This is a genomic window from Vibrio sp. 661 (assembly GCF_033339315.1).
Taxonomy (GTDB): domain Bacteria; phylum Pseudomonadota; class Gammaproteobacteria; order Enterobacterales; family Vibrionaceae; genus Vibrio; species Vibrio alginolyticus.
The window spans coordinates 264,864-281,190 of the sequence record NZ_JAWOUJ010000002.1; the positions used below are offsets into that span (position 1 = coordinate 264,864).

The window sequence follows — 16,327 nt, forward strand, 5'->3', positions numbered from 1 at the left end:
ATCAGGTTTAATTGATAATAATTATTAAATGCAATTACATTTTAAGCCTATTCAATATGAAGCCTCTTTTCACATACTTTCTATTTTCTACATCAGTTGTTTCTGCTTGTATTACTGTACCTATGGTCGTTGTTGCAAATGACCAGTTACCTGAGACTGGTATCAATACAACAGCAATGGAAACCGTAGTGGTTACAGCCTCTGGTTACGAACAGAATGTCACAGAAGCGCCAGCAACAATAAGTGTTCTCACCCGAGAGCAACTTGAAAATCGCTCATATAAAGATTTGACTGATGCTTTAAGTGATATACCTGGGGTAACCGTTACAGGAGGTGGTGATGGCCAAGATATCTCAATTCGAGGTATGCCTGCTCAATATACGGCCATTCTTGTTGATGGCAGGAAGCAGTCTGGTCGAGAAACTCAAACTAATGGTAGTACGTTTACTGAACAAGACTGGCTTCCCCCGTTGAGTGCAATTGAACGTATTGAAGTTGTACGTGGCCCTATGTCAACCCTTTATGGGTCTGATGCTTTGGGGGGTGTGATTAATATTATTACGCGTAAAAATTATCAAGAGTGGCACGGAAGCTTGCGTGCAGAAACGACGCTTCAAGAAAATTCAAAATCTGGAAATAGCTATCAAGGGCAGCTTTACCTTGCTGGCCCTGTCATTGATGGTCTGTTGAGTACTTCTTTGACTGGACTGTATCAGGAAAGAAAAGAAGATGAAATTGAAGGTGGTTATGCAGGTAAGACACTCGACAACTATCGAGCTTCTTTGTACCTCACACCTACCTCGGATGACACTTTTACTCTGGAGTTCACCAATCATAACCAAGAGCGAGAGACCACTCTAGGTAAATCAGTGGAGCGAGAGTCTCAAGTTGCAGTACGAGAATATGAACGCCAATCTATTGGTTTTAGCCACGACGGAAACTACTCTTGGGGTACAAGTTCTTCATTTATCAGTAATGAAACAGTAAAAAATATCGGTGCAGATAAAGAAGTCGAGAATAGTCAAATTAATACGCAATGGGGTCTGCCTCTTAATGCTCACTACTTAACACTGGGCGCATCTTTCGAGCAAAAGGATCTGACTGATAATAAACTGTCATTGACCTCTAAAAACAAGCAATGGGCAGTATTTGCTGAGGACGAGTGGTATCTCACGGATACATTCGCTCTCACCCTTGGTTTACGTTACGACGACAATGAGATCTTTGACGGGCAATTTAGCCCAAGAGCTTACGGGGTCTGGTCTATTGACCCTAGTTGGACGCTAAAAGGTGGTGTGTCTACGGGTTATCGAGCACCTAGTTTGACACAAATGGACGAAGAGTGGGTTCAAGAGAGCTGTAGAGGGCGTTGTTCTATTTACGGTAATCCAGACTTAACAGCAGAAACCTCCATCAATACAGAGATGGGACTGTATTACGTTAATGAGCGAGACCTTTCTGCAAACATTACTTTGTTTTACAGCGACTTCAAAGACAAGATCGAAAGTGAGTTTGTCGATCCGACGTGTACTGATAGCAGAAGTTGCGACCGCACTTACGTCAACATTGATGATGCGAACAGCTATGGTGCAGAAAGTTCCGTATCTAAGGGTATTACAGAGTCAATTACACTAAGTGCAACCTACTCGTATACTCGTAGTGAAAAGAACACTAATGACGATGATGATGGCTTGCCTCTTGTACAAGCACCTGAACATATCTTCTCACTTAATGGTGATTGGGCAGTGCGTGATGATGTTGCTTCATGGGCCCGCATGAACTATCAAGGCAAAGAGAAAAACAACATCACTAGTGATAGCACAAGAACGTTGGCACCTTCTATTACTTACGTGGATCTCGGTGTGAACTGGCGTGTAACTAAGAATGTGAAGTTAATGGCAGCGGTTTATAACTTGTTCGATGAGCAAATCACAGAGGAAGAGTTTGGCTACATTGAAGATGGCCGACGCTACTGGTTAGCTGCTGAAGCGACTTTCTAATCTACTTACTTTTTTAAGCGAATAACAAAACAATGAATACGAAAATTAAGTCTGCGATGACCTCTCTGCTACTTATGCCCTTTGTCTGTTTGGCTGGGGAGTTCAATGTAGAGAAGGATATCTTGTTCAAAACTATAGGTGAAAGAGAGATTAAACTCGATCTTTATACTCCTTCGGTTGAATCAAATACTCAGTACCCGTTATTAGTCTGGGTACATGGTGGTGCATGGAAACGTGGGAGCAAAGACGCCATCCCAGAAAAGAACCCATTATTACTTCAGTCTGTGTTGAATGAAGGTTATGCGCTAGCTTCAGTTGATTATCGTTTAAGTGGAGAAGCGATCTTTCCTCAACCAGTACAAGACATTAATGATGCACTGAACTATTTGTACGACAATGCTGAAAAGCTCGGTATTAAAGCGGACAATGTTGTGATAATGGGACGCTCTGCTGGCGGGCACCTCGCTGGCTTTATTGGTGCGACTAACTCGGCATACAACCAAGTAGATTTCTATGAGCCACCAAAGTACAAGGTCTCAGCCGTAGTAAGCTTTTTTGGCCCTACCGATTTACTTGAGTTAAGTAATAAAGGTGGCAAGAAAACCAGCAAAAAATCGTCTGTATCTCGTTTCTTAGGAGATATTCCAAACAATATTCCAAAGCTTGCCAAGAAAGCATCAACGACGAGTTATGTGAATGAAAATACTCCACCATATATACAGTTACACGGCACCTTGGATAAGCGAGTGCCTCTATCTCAAAGTGAGATACTTAAGGCTAAGCTTGATGAGCATGGAGTTACCAACCAACTTTTCATTGAAGAAGGTGTAGGACACAGTGCACCTGTCTTTGATACCGAGAAGTACGTTACTCATGTTTTGGACTTCTTAAATAAACACTTTCCGAACTAACGCTCTAGTCAATATAAGGCTTAAAAGTTCAAGGGGAAATACTGAGCCAACTGTGATTACAGTTGGCTTTTTCATGTATCTCTATTGGGCATTTTATCATTCTGATTAATGGGAGCGGCTGGCCCATTTTCAGGCAGTGGTTGAATAAATCTATGACTACTTTAGGGTATGTATTCTAACGTACTTCTGTCCAAAAAAGTGTTTCGTTAGCTTGAATTAGAACAACAAAGCGCTCTTCACAGAAAATGAAGGTCGTTTATCTCGTCTTAACAGCCTTTCAAGTTGTTTGAAATGAGGTATCGAGATCCGCTTCGCTCTTAGTTACGTTCAACCTTAGCTGCTACTTTTCATCAACAAATAGAGATGAGTTACCATCAAGTAGCATAGGGAAGCGAGTGAGCACTATTCTCTCAAATGAACACTAAACCCCTTCTTTGTAGCCTGTCACCTTCAAACTACTTCCTCTAGCGCTAACAATTAATTCAAATGTGCGCTGGTTAATGATTTTTCTGTAAGTAACACAATTGAACGTGATAGAAGTAACAAAATGGCCTCTTAACGGTAACGTTCCCGAAAAGTTTATATATTATCGCCCTCATTGATATTGATACAAGTGGTAGATACGCTCTGAGTACGAGCGCTCTGAAATTCAGACTTTAGATGGGTATTTAAAGTCACCATAAGTTTGCAATTTTACTTGGGAACGTTTGCAAATAACCTAAGTATAAATTTACGTGAGACTATGGAAATGAAACTACACACTTTGACGATGGCAGTAGCGCTTGGGCTGGTTACAGCACCTGCATTCGCAACAACAGATGTTGACGCTCTTGAAAAGCGAATTAATGAATTAGAACAGAGACTTGAACAGACAGAAAAAGTATCCACAGAAGCAAATGAGAAAGCCTCAAGCTTTGAGTTTCATGGCTACGCTCGTTCCGGGCTGCTCATTAATGACGATCTGAATGGTGCAGTGGGCACTGGTCCTTACATGACGGCAGCTGGTGCTATTGGCGCTCCAGTTGGGCGATTAGGGGTAGAGGATGATCATTATGTGGAAGCAAACCTTATTCACAAACGTTTTGCAGATGATGGTTCCAGCGCATTGTTCCGAATCATGTTGGCAGATAGTACGGAAACCAATAACGAATGGACGGCGAGCGAGAGTCAATTAAACGTTCGTCAGGTATATGCTGAGCTAAACAAGTTGAGCATGTTCTCTGAATCAAGTGCGTTTGCTGACGCGACGTTTTGGGCTGGTAAACGATTTGACCGTGATAACTTTGACATTCACTTCTTTGACTCGGATATTGTTTTCTTATCTGGCACTGGTGCTGGTGTGTATGACGTCCAAATGAGCGAATCATGGAAAGCAAACTTCTCGATCTATGGTCGTGATTTTGGTGAGATTGATAGCTCGTCAACGGATGTTGAAAACTATATCGCGACAATGAACAACCGTTTTGGTAATTGGCAATTGATGCTGAGCGGCATGACGTCTGCTGATAACAATGATCGCGTAGAAGGTGCAGCAGACAAAGGTTTACATGCGATGTTTGCCTACCATGGCGATAACTTCTTTGGCATGAGTGAAGGCTTCTCTAAAACTGGTATTTTGATGGGTGATGGACTGGGTGCAGAACTTAAAGGCATTGGTTCAAACGGTGATTTGCTAGAAGACGCAAAAGCCGTACGTTTGTTCAGTTATGGTGTAACACGCATCGGCGACAACTGGCGTGTAGCACCTGCGTTGCTAGCAGAACATAGCCAAGATCGCTTTGCTAAAAATGATGAATTTACTTGGGCATCGTTCAACATCCGCTTAGCGCAAGAGTTTACGCAGAACTTTGAGATGGTTTATGAAGGCTCATACCAATACATGGACCTAGACAATGCGATTGATAAAGCAAGTGGCAGTTTTTACAAAGCGACAATTGCACCAACGCTTAAGATGTCTACCGCTGCAGGTTTCTTTGACCGTCCGGAGCTACGTTTTGCAGTTAGCTACGTTGATTGGAGCGAAGACTTGAATGGCTACTCGATTAGCCAGGATGCGGGTGCTGCAACGATGGGTGATGGTGGTGAAGTTCTGTTTGCACTGCAAATGGAAACTTGGTTCTAAAGGGATCTAACCGACAAAGAGTAATAAGAAAAGCGCCAACTGATTTCAGTTGGCGCTTTTTCATTAACAGGACTGACGCTCAATTGTTTTGAAGGTTAGTACCATCTTACTCATTTCAAAACTTCTGTTGGCAATTCTATCTAGTAGCAGTTTCGCACCATTTTCACCCGCTTTATCAAATGCATAGTTAAATGTTGATAAGGTTGGGGTGCACACTGATGCGAGCTCATCATCACCAACTCCTAGCACTAAAACGTCTTTACCCGGTGTTAACCCGAGCTCTTGAATCGCTCTCATCGCACCGATAGCAATACGGTCTGTCGCACAGAACAAGCCATCTAGCTTAGGGTTCTTTGTTAAGTGTTGTTTTGCCAATGAATAGCCAGAATCGATGGTAAAGTCACCACGAGCATGGAAGGCGATCTCAAAACCATGATGCTGTAGCGCTTGAACAAATCCTTCAGAGCGTTGCTTATCTACCGCGATATCGTCACCTTGCACACCAATAAAACCCATGGTTTGGCAACCTTTTGCAACCAGTCTATTTCCCGCTTCAAACCCTACTCGTGCGTCATCATGAATGATGCTTGGAATATTAAACATGGACCCATCTTGACCGACGAGCACAACTGGGACGGCTGAGTTTTGAATTGCTCTTACCAGCTTGGAATCGAGGTGGGTGGCGTAAAGAATGATCCCTTCAACCCGTTTTTGGTTAAAGATCTGAATGTATTCCAGTTCTTTTTCGTGGGCTTGGTGAGTGCTAGCAAGTAAGACATGTTTCCCGGCTTTTTCAAGGACATCGGTTAATCCATCGACACCTTGGGATGTGGCATGAGAGGAAACCCGAGGAACAATGACACCAACCAGATTGGTCTTTTGAGATTTTAGATCTTTAGCGACTTGGTTCGGCACATAGCCACACTCCGCTACTGCTTGGCGGACTTTCAGTTTTGTCGCTTCTTTTACGCCATATTCATCGTTTATAACCCGTGACACTGTTGATTTTGATACGCCAGCCAGACGGGCGACATCATGTAGACTCGCCATTGTTCCTATCCATTCTGTTTTTCGTTTTTGGGATTGTTTGCAAAGAGAAGATGAAAAGCTCTTTGATAAGTAGCGATTCTAACCTCCTATACTGCTCTTAGGGAGAGAATTTGACGATCATTCTCACATTCTCTCTGCTTTATCTTTGATCATTTGGTTTTATTGAGCAAAAATCTATTTTGCAAACGTTCCCGAAAATTTCGCAAGCTCAGATAATAATCCAATGGGGTATGAAATGAATTATCCGGCAGTAGCAAAAGAGTTGTTAACTCTATTAGGTGGTAAAAGCAACATCACCGCACTTGCGCATTGTGCGACACGCTTACGCCTTGCCGTTGCAGATGAGCAAAAAATAGATGAACAAGCGATTGATAGCCTTGAAGGAGTAAAAGGGCAGTTCAAAGTTGCGGGTCAGTACCAAATCATTTTTGGATCTGGCATCGTAAACCAAGTTTATGCAGAAATGGCGAAGTTGACGGGGATGAATGAAATGTCCACCAACGACGTTGCGTCTGCTGGCGCAGAGAAACAAAACATTGTTCAGCGCGCGGTGAAAGGGCTGTCTGATATTTTCGTCCCAATCATTCCCGCAATCGTCGCTGGTGGTTTGTTGATGGGTATCTATAACTTATTGACTGCTCAAGGCTTGTTCATTGATGGCAAATCTTTGATTGATGCCAACCCAGGACTGACAGACTTGGCGAACATGATCAACACGTTTGCGAACGCGCCGTTTGTTTACCTGCCTATTCTGCTGGCATTTTCAGCCAGTAAGAAGTTTGGCGGTAACCCATATTTAGGGGCGGCGCTAGGTATGTTGATGGTTCACCCTGACTTGCTGAATGGTTGGGGATTCGGCGGCGCATCTGTGTCTGGCAACATTCCGGTTTGGAATATTCTTGGCTTTGAAATCCAAAAAGTGGGTTACCAAGGTTCGGTGTTACCGGTTTTGGTATCGGCATTCATTCTTGCGAAGGTTGAGCTAGGCTTACGTAAAGTCATACCTTCTGTTTTAGACAACCTTTTAACGCCATTACTGGCGATTTTCATAGCGGGTTTGCTGACGTTTACTGTCGTCGGTCCGTTCACGCGTGATATCGGTTTCCTATTGGGTGATGGTCTGAACTGGCTATACAACACTGCTGGCTTTGTTGGTGGTGCGGTATTTGGTCTTATTTATGCTCCGTTTGTTATTACTGGTATGCATCACAGCTTCATTGCGATTGAAACTCAACTTCTTGCGGATATTGCGACGACGGGCGGCACCTTTATCTTTCCTATTGCGGCGATGTCTAACGTTTCTCAAGGAGCGGCAGCGTTGGCGGTGGGCGTGATGAGCAAAGATAAGAAGATGAAAGGTATTGCGATTCCATCGGGTGTTACGGGTTTGCTGGGTATTACAGAGCCAGCCATGTTTGGTGTTAATCTAAAACTACGTTACCCATTTATTGCGGCAGTTTGCGCTGCGGCGTTATCGAGCGCGTTCATTACAATGTTTAATGTGAAAGCTCAGGCATTGGGTGCAGCAGGTCTTCCAGGCATCATTTCTATTACGCCAGAGAAGATTGGGTACTACATCGCGGGTATGGTGATCGCGTTCTTGACCGCATTTGTTCTCACCATTGTTCTTGGTATGCGTGACCGCGCTAAAGCCGGTAGAAAAGCAGCGGCTTAATCTGAACTCCTTAAGGGTGGAGTCCCCCAAAATCCACTTCTTTTCCTAAATGTTTGGGGTGCTAGCCAAGCACTAATGGCTTGGCTAGCCTTTTTCAATTTTTACTTGGTAGTGAAGGTGTTCAACACGTTGGACTATCAGGGCTTTAATTTCAAGGTAAGCAAGATGAATCAAGTGTGGGTAACTGGTGATGCTGTTGTCGATCTAATACCGGAATCTGAGACTTCTTTACTCAAATGTCCCGGTGGTGCACCAGCGAATGTCGCCGTAGCAATTGCTCGTCTATCTGGTAAGAGTGCGTTTTTTGGACGTGTAGGTGATGACCCATTTGGTCGCTTCATGCAATCAACGCTCGATCAAGAGGGCGTGAGCACGGAGTTTCTCGTTAAAGACCCAGAGCAAAGAACATCAACAGTGGTGGTGGATTTAGATGATCAAGGTGAACGCAGCTTTACGTTTATGGTAAAACCGAGCGCTGATCAGTTTATGTCTGTTGAAGACATCCCAAACTTTAAGCAAGGTGACTGGCTACACGTTTGCTCAATTTCACTGGCAAATGAGCCAAGTAGAAGCAGCACATTTGAGGCGATCAAAAGAGCAAAAGCCGCTGGTGGTTTCATTAGCTTTGACCCTAACTTGCGTGATGAAGTGTGGCAAGATCAATCAGAAATCCAAGCTGTCGTGATGAAGGCTGTAGCGATGGCCGATGTGGTTAAGTTCTCTGAAGAAGAGCTTTTGTTCTTAACTGACTCAACGTCGATGGCGCAAGGTTTACAACAAATAGCCTCTTTGAATATTGCTTTGGTCTTGGTGACACAAGGTGCGAAAGGTGTTTGGCGCGTCTTTGAAAGTCAGAGTGAACTGATCACAGGTCAAGTCGTTAGTCCGATTGACACCACAGGTGCGGGTGATGCTTTTGTCGGAGGGCTACTGGCATGCCTGTCTCGGCATGACGATTGGAAAAATCATCCTGTTGTTAGCTCTGCGATTCAATGGGCAAATGGCTGTGGTGCATTAGCGACGACGCAAAAAGGCGCAATGACCGCGCTTCCGACCCAGACAGAGTTGCTGCAATTTATTGGGCAATGATCTTCAGATCCAATTTCAGTTGAGAAAAATTATGAGCTTAAACAACCGTTGGACTGTAGAGCAAAGATATCGTCGACTTGAGCAAATCCCTCAGTGTGATATCGAAGAAATGACACTTTCACGTCAGCAAGATAAAGGCTTTCCTAGTTTTCATATCGCCCCTAGATTTGGGCTGTTAAATGACCCAAATGGGTTGTGCTATTTCAATGGTGAGCACCACATCTTTTACCAGTGGACGCCTGTGGGACCAGTCCATGGAATGAAGTATTGGTATCACCTTTCTACTAAAGACTTCATCCATTTTACTGATCATGGCGTGGGTCTTCATCCCGACCAAGACTACGATTCACATGGTGTCTATTCGGGCGGCGCTTTGGTGGAAAACAACAAGGCTTTGCTGTTTTTTACTGGCAACAAGCGTGACCAAAACTGGAATCGAATCCCAACACAGTGTTTTGCCACCATGGATTCAGACGGCAGCATTGAAAAGCACGGTGTAGTCATTGAGAACGAACATTACACGGAGCACTTTCGTGACCCAAAAGTTTGGAAGAAAGGCGACGACTATTTGATGGTGGTGGGTGCTCAAACCAAAACCGAGCATGGTTCTATGGCGCTCTATCAAAGCAAAGATTTGAAAACGTGGCAGCATAAAGGTCCTATCAAGACCAAGTTCTCTGACCTTGGGTACATGTGGGAGTGTCCTGATTTATTTGAGATTAATGGTCAATCGGTGATGCTGTTTTCTCCACAGGGCGTGAGCAGTAGTAATCCTTATGATTTCAAAAACATCTATTCTGTCGCGTATATCGTGGGTGATCAGTTGAACCTAGAGTCGATGACTTTAGAAAACCACCAAGATATTTTACAGCCAGATTATGGGTTTGATTTCTACGCCCCACAAACCTATTTAGATGAGAATGGGCGTCGCATTCTTATTGCATGGATAGGGTTGCCAGAAATCGACACGCCATCGGTCACACACCAGTGGGCAGGAATGTTGTCTCTTCCTAGAGAACTAACGTTGAAAGATGGTTTTCTTGTTCAAACTCCACTCCCTGAATTGGAGAGTTTAAGAAAAGAAGAGGTAGTCTTTGCACAGTCCCATACACTGGAAAGCACAAGTTGTTTGATCCAATTAGACCTTGAGGGCGATGGCTTTGAACTTGAGCTGAGTAACCTCAAAGGTGACAACATCGTCTTTAGTGCGACAAAGCACGAGTTTATGCTGGACCGTCGTCACATGTCTCATTTGTACGCAGAAGAATTTGGTAGCATTCGAAAAGCACCAAGATTGGACGCTAAGCAGACGATTGATATATATATCGACAATTCTGTCATCGAGATTTTCATTAATGGTGGCAAACACACGATGACCAGTCGTTTCTTTATTGATGACCTGAATACTGTAACGTTGAGAGGGTTGGAGCAAGCAAGGCTTTTCCCTTTGAAAGGTATTTCTGGTTTGTTTGAATCAGCTAAGTAACGGTTTTGAATACATTAAAACGCCCTTCATTGATTTAGTGAAGGGCGTTTTTCTTTCTAACTATCTAACTTAACTGCCTATCACGCACGTAAGTTGTTTGAACTAAGGTATCCAGAACAACTTCATTCTTGGTGACTTTGAAGTTTAGCGGTTGTTCTAAATCCCCAAATAGAGGTGCGCCGCCGAGTGTAGCTTACTCATCGTTGGCATCTCGAACCTAGTTCACATTACCGTGACGTTTTTACTTATAGCGTGAAAGAAAATCCCATAACCAAAGGTTCTAACTAAAAGAGATTACAGGACTTTTATTTAGCGAATTCGACCTAATATCTTGAGTATGCCTAATCGCAGTTGGCGAAGAGGTGATGTTAATAATGCTTGCTGGCGCGTAAGACCCGTCAGTTTGAAGATGCATTCAAACACAATAAGGGAAAACAATGGCTAACGAATACATTCCACCAAAAGTTTGGACAAACGATAATGAAAACGGCGGTCAGTGGGCGAGCATCAACCGTCCGGATTCTGGCGCACGTCATGAGCAAGAGCTTCCAGTTGGTGAGCACCCATTCCAACTTTACTCAATGGGTACCCCAAATGGTCAGAAAGTGACGATCATGTTTGAAGAGCTTTTGGCGGCTGGCGTAACGGCAGCAGAATACGATGCATACCTGATTAAGATTGGCGATGGCGACCAGTTTGGCTCTGGCTTTGTGGCTGTTAACCCAAACTCTAAAATTCCGGCATTGGTTGACCGTTCGGGTTCTGAGCCAGTGAACGTGTTTGAATCTGGCAACATCTTGTTTTATCTAGCAGAGAAGTTTGATCATTTCTTACCAAAAGAAGGCGCTAAGCGTGCTGAGGTAATGAACTGGTTATTCTGGCTGCAAGGTTCTGCGCCATATCTAGGCGGTGGTTTTGGTCACTTCTACGCGTACGCACCAGAGAAGTTCGAGTACCCAATCAACCGCTTTACAATGGAAGCAAAACGTCAGTTAGATGTATTAGACAAGCGTCTTGCGAACAATGAATTCCTAGGTGGCGATGAGTACAGCATCGCTGATATCGCAACATGGCCATGGTACGGCAACCTTGTGTTGGGTCGTGCTTACGATGCGGCTGAATTCTTAGACGTAGAAAGCTACAAAAACGTTGTGCGTTGGGCAAAAGTAATTGATGAGCGTGAAGCGGTAAAACGTGGTCGAATTGTGAACCGTTCATGGGGTGAAGAATGGGAGCAGTTACCTGAGCGCCACAGCGCAGAAGATATTGATAAAGTATTGAAACTTAAACCATAAGCAATCTTGGCTTAGCTACGTCAAATGAGTTTAGTTTTATCTATGCTTATACAGTGACCTTAATCAAATCTATAGCGCACCATATACGGTGCGCTATTTTTATTCTCATTTAGTCTCGAAATGCTAATTTATATCACCTCTTGAAGAGCATTTAGTTCGTAGATGAATTTTTAATGTATTTATATATTATGATGCAAAACAAAGCTCATATTTCCATGTTAAATATGGACTGGTCATACTGCTTTCTAATAATTAAATTATTTAAAAATTATAAACTGATTTTATATCCATTATAAATAAAATTAATGATAATTAATATTTGACATAACCACTAAATTTATGTGGAATATGCGGGTTGATTTGTTTTGAAGAAATAAAATCAATTTCTAGTACTTTTATTTAAGACAAGCTTAGCTTTTAGCGATGTTTAATTATTAATGCTTATATCATGAAAGAGGATATGTATGATGTCGTCGTTTGAGTCGTACTGGGTTGGGATACGTCAAAGAATAGCCGCACAAACCGAAGGTAACCGCAGTTTAAAGTCTCTAGTCATTAAAAAGCAGCGTGTGAACTTAAATAACAGTGGGTTATCCTTTCGCGCTAAGTCCGGATGTCTTATCCCTCACTGTTATACCAAGTTCTCTGATGAGATAAACCTAAAAACATCGAAAAAATCGTCTCTTAGTTTTAAAAAAGGAAAGCTGTATTTTTCTCCAGTTTAATAATAAATGAAATTTACATAAATTATAATATTAGGTTTTTAAATTTATCGATAATTAATTACGATTTTATGATGCGTTTTCAATATGTTTTCTTGGTAAGTAATTAGCTGGACTTATTGTTGATTGTTTTTGTTGTTTCCTATTTAGATATGGATAAAAGCTCAACTACTTTTCCTATACCAACTTACTCCCTGAATTGATTTGCGCGCTTTTTCTCCCCTCTCAAAAAACATAGCGTTACGGAATTATTTTCGCTCCTGTTTCATTCTTCAAGACGAAAGCTCTACCTACCTCTCATTATTTTCGACAAACATTGAGTAAAAGTAACCAATCGTAACAAGGTGGCTGTAACTGAGCGCCGTTTCAATATACTCGTTTTTTAACTAGGTAATCCCGCGCTTTGAATTAATTCGGGTACCGTTTGTAAGCCTTAAATGCTACTAAGATAAGATGTCATGATGAGAAAAAGTACTATATTACACACAGTGTTAATTACAGGGTTCGCTGCTGTATCCTCGTTGGCTTATGCTGCGCCTTCAGTTGTGCCAAATGCGCCAGAACTCAGTTCTCGTGGTTATGTTTTGATGGACTTCCATACGGGGAAAGTACTGGTTGAACGTGATGCCCACAAACGTTTAAACCCCGCGAGTTTAACGAAGTTGATGACTGCTTATGTAGCTGGTCAAGAAATTAATACAGGCAATATTACGTTGAATGATGAGGTTGTCATCAGCCGAAATGCTTGGGCAAAAAATTTCCCAGATTCTTCAAAAATGTTTATTGAAGTCAATACTTCCGTTTCTTTGTCTGACTTATACCGTGGTCTGATTGTTCAATCTGGTAACGATGCCAGTGTCGCTATTGCTGAGCATGTTGCGGGAAGTGAATCAGGGTTTGTGAGTTTGATGAATAGTTGGGCCGCCAAGCTTGAATTGTCTAACACGGCATTCACCAACCCTCACGGCCTAGACAGTGACGGTTTATATTCGACACCTTATGATATTGCCAAGTTGGGCCAAGCGATTATTCGTGACTTACCTGATATCTATCCGCTGTATAGCGAAACCTCGTTTACTTACAATGGCATCACTCAATACAACCGTAATGGCTTGCTTCGTGATCGTAGTATGAATGTCGATGGCATGAAAACTGGTTATACAAGCGGCGCGGGTTATAGTCTAGCGACTTCTGCAACACAAGGTGATATGCGTTTGATTGCCGTAGTGATGGGAGCGAAGAGTGAGAATGTTCGTGAATCAGAAAGCAAGCAGCTGTTGAGTTATGGCTTCCGCTTTTACGATACGGTAATGCCGACTGAGGCGGGTGCGGAACTTGCGAAAGCTCGAGTTTGGATGGGCGAAAAAGACGAGCTTACTGTCGGCGTAGCTAACGATGTTTATCTCACTTTGCCAAAAGGAGATGTAAAAAATCTGCAAGCGGAAGTTGAATACAACGGTGATTTAGTTGCGCCAATTTCTGAGCAACAAGTGGTTGGTAAAGTGCTTTACAAAGTCGACGGTAAGGTCGTAAATGAAGCCGAGCTCGTTGCATTGGAGTCCGTGGAGGAAGGCAGTTTATTCAAGCGAATTTTAGACTGGTTTAAGCAATTGGTCGCTAGCTGGTTCTAAACAGTAGCGAACTTCTGTCTATATCACTCTATCTTGTTAATTTTCTATTAAATCAGTTTACTAAGGCGACCAACGTGGTCGCCTTACGTTTTTGGAATACTCGTTGCGTTAAAACACAGGCCCTCTTGTAAGGGTGTGTTTTTACCTGACCAAGAGCGTTTTGTGTTTTTGGGTGCGAGAGAAAAGAAACTAGAACAAGAATGGAGTGACACGTGCACAAGATTTTATCTTTGACATTGATTTTATCGCTCATGGGCTGCGCTATGCCTTACCAGCAGGAGGTCGATAGCGGCCAATGTGTTGGAGTCATGACCTCTCAGGATGCATATGGTTATTTAAACCCAAACCATTACACGATGCAGGTACTCGCGCTAAAGCAAGAAAAAGATGTGAAAGATTATATTCGCTATATCGATCCTAAGCATCCGGTTTGGGTTAACTGGAAAAACAGCCGAGGCACGCGTTGGTATACGGTAACTGTTGGTGATTTTAAAACGAAGCAGGATGCCTACAATGCGCTTTCTTCATTACCAAGCCGTGTAAAGCAGTCATCCCCGTTTGTGCTGACTTTTGCGGAAATGCAGCGTAAGCAACAAACGAGTGTTGTGAGAATGCGTTAACCAACAAAAAACGGAAGCGATGGCTTCCGTTTTTGTATTTAGGAGTAAGCTTAAAGCGCCGCTAAAATCGTTTCTGCTTTGCTTGCTTCAAACTCTTTTGGCTCTTCAACGTTTAGCTTAGTCACTGTGCCGTTTTCAATGATCATTGCGTAACGTTGTGAGCGAATACCACCAAAGCCGCCTGTATCCATTTCAAGACCTAATGCTTTAGTAAAGCTAGCGTCGCCATCACCCAACATCAAAATCTCAGAAGCGTTTTGAGCTTCGCCCCACGCTTGCATCACAAATGCATCGTTTACAGAAACGCACGCAATTAAATCAACACCTTTTGCCTTTAGCTCATCAGCTAATACCACATAGCCTGGTAGATGGGCTTCTGAACAGGTAGGGGTGAATGCGCCAGGTACAGCAAAGAGTACGACTTTCTTGTTCGCAAACAGTTCTGTAACGTCGTGGTTCACCATACCATCGGCAGTCAACTCACTTAGAGTTGCAACTGGTAGAGCTTGGCCTTGTTGAATCATGATTCTATTCCTTTTTGTGTGCTAGTTTAGCTTTCTCAGTCTAGCGTTTATAAATGCGGTTAACCACAGAGTTTTTGTAGGGTTTTAATACCTACGCGTTTGACCTAAGGCGTGGCACTATGCCTTTATTGCAACGCTTCGTGCTGGTTTACGTATTGGCTAACAAGGTGACGATATTTCGCCTTTAACTCGTTATCGATAAAGCTGGCATCAATCGCGTTCATTGTAAATTGGGCAAGTTCACTCTTACTCATTGGATGTGCGTTGTTGACGGCCAGAAAGTTATCCGTCATGTAGCCACCAAAGTACACAGGATCGTCTGAGTTAATCGTTACGGCGACACCTTTTCGTAGCAAATCCACAATATTGTGATCTTTCATATCGTCGAATACACATAGCTTAAGATTCGATAACGGACACACTGTCAGTGGCATTTGGCTTTCGATTAAGGATTCAACTAATGCTTCATCATCAACACAGCGAACACCGTGATCCACGCGGCTCACGTAAAGCATTTCAATTGCATCGCTAATATTTTGTGCGGGGCCTTCTTCACCTGCGTGAGCAACGGTAAGTAAGCCTTCTTCTACTGCTTGTTTAAATACGCGCTTGAATTTAGCTGGCGGATGACCTTGTTCTGAAGAATCTAGTCCAACACCAATGATCTTATCACGGTGTTTCAGAATAGCCTGTAGGGTCTCTATGGCGCTCTCTTCTGAAAGGTGACGGAGAAAACACGCAATAATTTGCGAGGTAATGCCAAGTTTTTCGTGACCATCTTTTAGCGCACGAGCGATTCCATTGATAACAGTGTCAAAGTCTATGCCGCGTTCTGTGTGTGTTTGAGGGTCAAAAAAGATTTCGGTATGAACAACGTTGTCTTCTTTACAGTGCAGTAAGTATTCCCAAGTGAGATCGTAAAAATCTTGCTCCGTACGCAGAACTCCCGCTCCTTGGTAATAGAGGTCGAGAAATGATTGTAAGTCTGTGAACTGATATGCGCTGCGTAGTTCACTCGGAGAAGAGTAAGGGATCTCGATGCCGTTTCGTTTTGCTAATTTGAATAAGAGTTCCGGCTCAAGTGAACCTTCGATATGTAAGTGCAGCTCTACTTTTGGAAGACCTTGAATAAATGCGTTCATATTCCACCTTATGTGTATTGTGGATGCAGTTACTCTAAGAATAGGTATAGATAGAAATAA

The 16,327-nt window shown here is 43.0% G+C and carries 12 protein-coding genes and 1 pseudogene; 9 read left to right on the plus strand and 4 right to left on the minus strand.

Going from position 1 to position 16,327, the window contains the following annotated elements; all coding sequences use genetic code 11:
• The first annotated feature begins 56 nt into the window (after nt 1–56).
• From R7P69_RS05485 to R7P69_RS05495, 3 genes are all read left to right on the plus strand, one after another.
• A complete protein-coding gene (locus R7P69_RS05485) occupies nt 57–2,000 on the plus strand; it encodes a TonB-dependent receptor domain-containing protein (RefSeq protein WP_054574569.1) in 1,944 nt (647 codons plus the stop codon).
• Between the two features lie 32 nt (nt 2,001–2,032).
• Entirely contained in the window at nt 2,033–2,911 is an 879-nt protein-coding gene (locus R7P69_RS05490) for an alpha/beta hydrolase (protein WP_238952749.1), read from the plus strand.
• Between the two features lie 748 nt (nt 2,912–3,659).
• Nucleotides 3,660–5,033 (plus strand): carbohydrate porin, encoded by a 1,374-nt coding sequence (locus R7P69_RS05495; RefSeq protein WP_054574597.1) that lies wholly within the window; start codon nt 3,660–3,662, stop codon nt 5,031–5,033.
• Nucleotides 5,034–5,096: 63 nt separating this feature from the next.
• Here the strand turns inward: R7P69_RS05495 and R7P69_RS05500 are convergent, their stop codons facing one another.
• Nucleotides 5,097–6,083 carry a LacI family DNA-binding transcriptional regulator gene (locus tag R7P69_RS05500; protein WP_054574571.1) on the minus strand — a complete coding sequence of 329 codons (987 nt, stop codon included), beginning with the start codon at nt 6,081–6,083 and terminating at the stop codon, nt 5,097–5,099.
• A gap of 235 nt (nt 6,084–6,318) precedes the next feature.
• On the opposite strand from R7P69_RS05500, the gene R7P69_RS05505 reads away from it, so the two are divergent.
• The 3 genes from R7P69_RS05505 to R7P69_RS05515 all read left to right on the plus strand — a co-directional run bounded on the left by R7P69_RS05505 (nt 6,319) and on the right by R7P69_RS05515 (nt 10,333).
• Nucleotides 6,319–7,758, plus strand: coding sequence for a sucrose-specific PTS transporter subunit IIBC (locus tag R7P69_RS05505; protein ID WP_054574572.1), 1,440 nt, complete (start codon nt 6,319–6,321; stop codon nt 7,756–7,758).
• Nucleotides 7,759–7,923: 165 nt separating this feature from the next.
• Nucleotides 7,924–8,847 (plus strand): aminoimidazole riboside kinase, encoded by a 924-nt coding sequence (locus R7P69_RS05510; protein ID WP_053349293.1) that lies wholly within the window; start codon nt 7,924–7,926, stop codon nt 8,845–8,847.
• A gap of 31 nt (nt 8,848–8,878) precedes the next feature.
• Nucleotides 8,879–10,333 carry a sucrose-6-phosphate hydrolase gene (locus R7P69_RS05515; protein WP_042523221.1) on the plus strand — a complete coding sequence of 485 codons (1,455 nt, stop codon included), beginning with the start codon at nt 8,879–8,881 and terminating at the stop codon, nt 10,331–10,333.
• Nucleotides 10,334–10,397: 64 nt separating this feature from the next.
• On the opposite strand, the pseudogene R7P69_RS05520 reads toward R7P69_RS05515, so the two are convergent.
• Nucleotides 10,398–10,517, minus strand: a pseudogene (locus R7P69_RS05520) (dihydrofolate reductase); the annotation flags it as partial.
• Between the two features lie 253 nt (nt 10,518–10,770).
• Between R7P69_RS05520 and yghU the strand changes: the two are divergent.
• From yghU to R7P69_RS05535, 3 genes are all read left to right on the plus strand, one after another.
• Entirely contained in the window at nt 10,771–11,628 is an 858-nt protein-coding gene (gene yghU, locus R7P69_RS05525) for a glutathione-dependent disulfide-bond oxidoreductase (RefSeq protein WP_005373705.1), read from the plus strand.
• Between the two features lie 1,183 nt (nt 11,629–12,811).
• Complete coding sequence (locus tag R7P69_RS05530) at nt 12,812–13,981, plus strand: D-alanyl-D-alanine carboxypeptidase family protein (protein ID WP_017819852.1); 1,170 nt, start codon at nt 12,812–12,814, stop codon at nt 13,979–13,981.
• Between the two features lie 212 nt (nt 13,982–14,193).
• The gene (locus tag R7P69_RS05535) at nt 14,194–14,601 is read left to right on the plus strand and encodes an SPOR domain-containing protein (RefSeq protein WP_005373701.1); all 408 of its coding nucleotides are present in this window, start codon (nt 14,194–14,196) and stop codon (nt 14,599–14,601) included.
• A 50-nt stretch (nt 14,602–14,651) separates the two neighbouring features.
• Here the strand turns inward: R7P69_RS05535 and R7P69_RS05540 are convergent, their stop codons facing one another.
• Complete coding sequence (locus R7P69_RS05540; RefSeq protein ID WP_005373699.1) at nt 14,652–15,125, minus strand: peroxiredoxin; 474 nt, start codon at nt 15,123–15,125, stop codon at nt 14,652–14,654.
• 125 nt (nt 15,126–15,250) lie between these two features.
• Nucleotides 15,251–16,267, minus strand: a complete 1,017-nt coding sequence (locus R7P69_RS05545; RefSeq protein ID WP_005373696.1) for an adenosine deaminase — start codon at nt 16,265–16,267, stop codon at nt 15,251–15,253.
• Nucleotides 16,268–16,327 lie beyond the last annotated feature (60 nt).

Excerpts from the sequence above, each read along its gene's own strand:
- R7P69_RS05515 (WP_042523221.1), top strand. The coding sequence starts at position 8,879 with ATGAGCTTAAACAACCGTTGGACTGTAGAGCAAAGATATCGTCGACTT.
- R7P69_RS05510 (WP_053349293.1), top strand. The coding sequence starts at position 7,924 with ATGAATCAAGTGTGGGTAACTGGTGATGCTGTTGTCGATCTAATACCG.
- R7P69_RS05500 (WP_054574571.1), bottom strand. The coding sequence starts at position 6,083 with ATGGCGAGTCTACATGATGTCGCCCGTCTGGCTGGCGTATCAAAATCA.
- R7P69_RS05490 (WP_238952749.1), top strand. The coding sequence starts at position 2,033 with ATGAATACGAAAATTAAGTCTGCGATGACCTCTCTGCTACTTATGCCC.
- yghU (WP_005373705.1), top strand. The coding sequence starts at position 10,771 with ATGGCTAACGAATACATTCCACCAAAAGTTTGGACAAACGATAATGAA.
- R7P69_RS05485 (WP_054574569.1), top strand. The coding sequence starts at position 57 with ATGAAGCCTCTTTTCACATACTTTCTATTTTCTACATCAGTTGTTTCT.
- R7P69_RS05505 (WP_054574572.1), top strand. The coding sequence starts at position 6,319 with ATGAATTATCCGGCAGTAGCAAAAGAGTTGTTAACTCTATTAGGTGGT.
- R7P69_RS05540 (WP_005373699.1), bottom strand. The coding sequence starts at position 15,125 with ATGATTCAACAAGGCCAAGCTCTACCAGTTGCAACTCTAAGTGAGTTG.
- R7P69_RS05495 (WP_054574597.1), top strand. The coding sequence starts at position 3,660 with ATGAAACTACACACTTTGACGATGGCAGTAGCGCTTGGGCTGGTTACA.
- R7P69_RS05530 (WP_017819852.1), top strand. The coding sequence starts at position 12,812 with ATGAGAAAAAGTACTATATTACACACAGTGTTAATTACAGGGTTCGCT.
- R7P69_RS05545 (WP_005373696.1), bottom strand. The coding sequence starts at position 16,267 with ATGAACGCATTTATTCAAGGTCTTCCAAAAGTAGAGCTGCACTTACAT.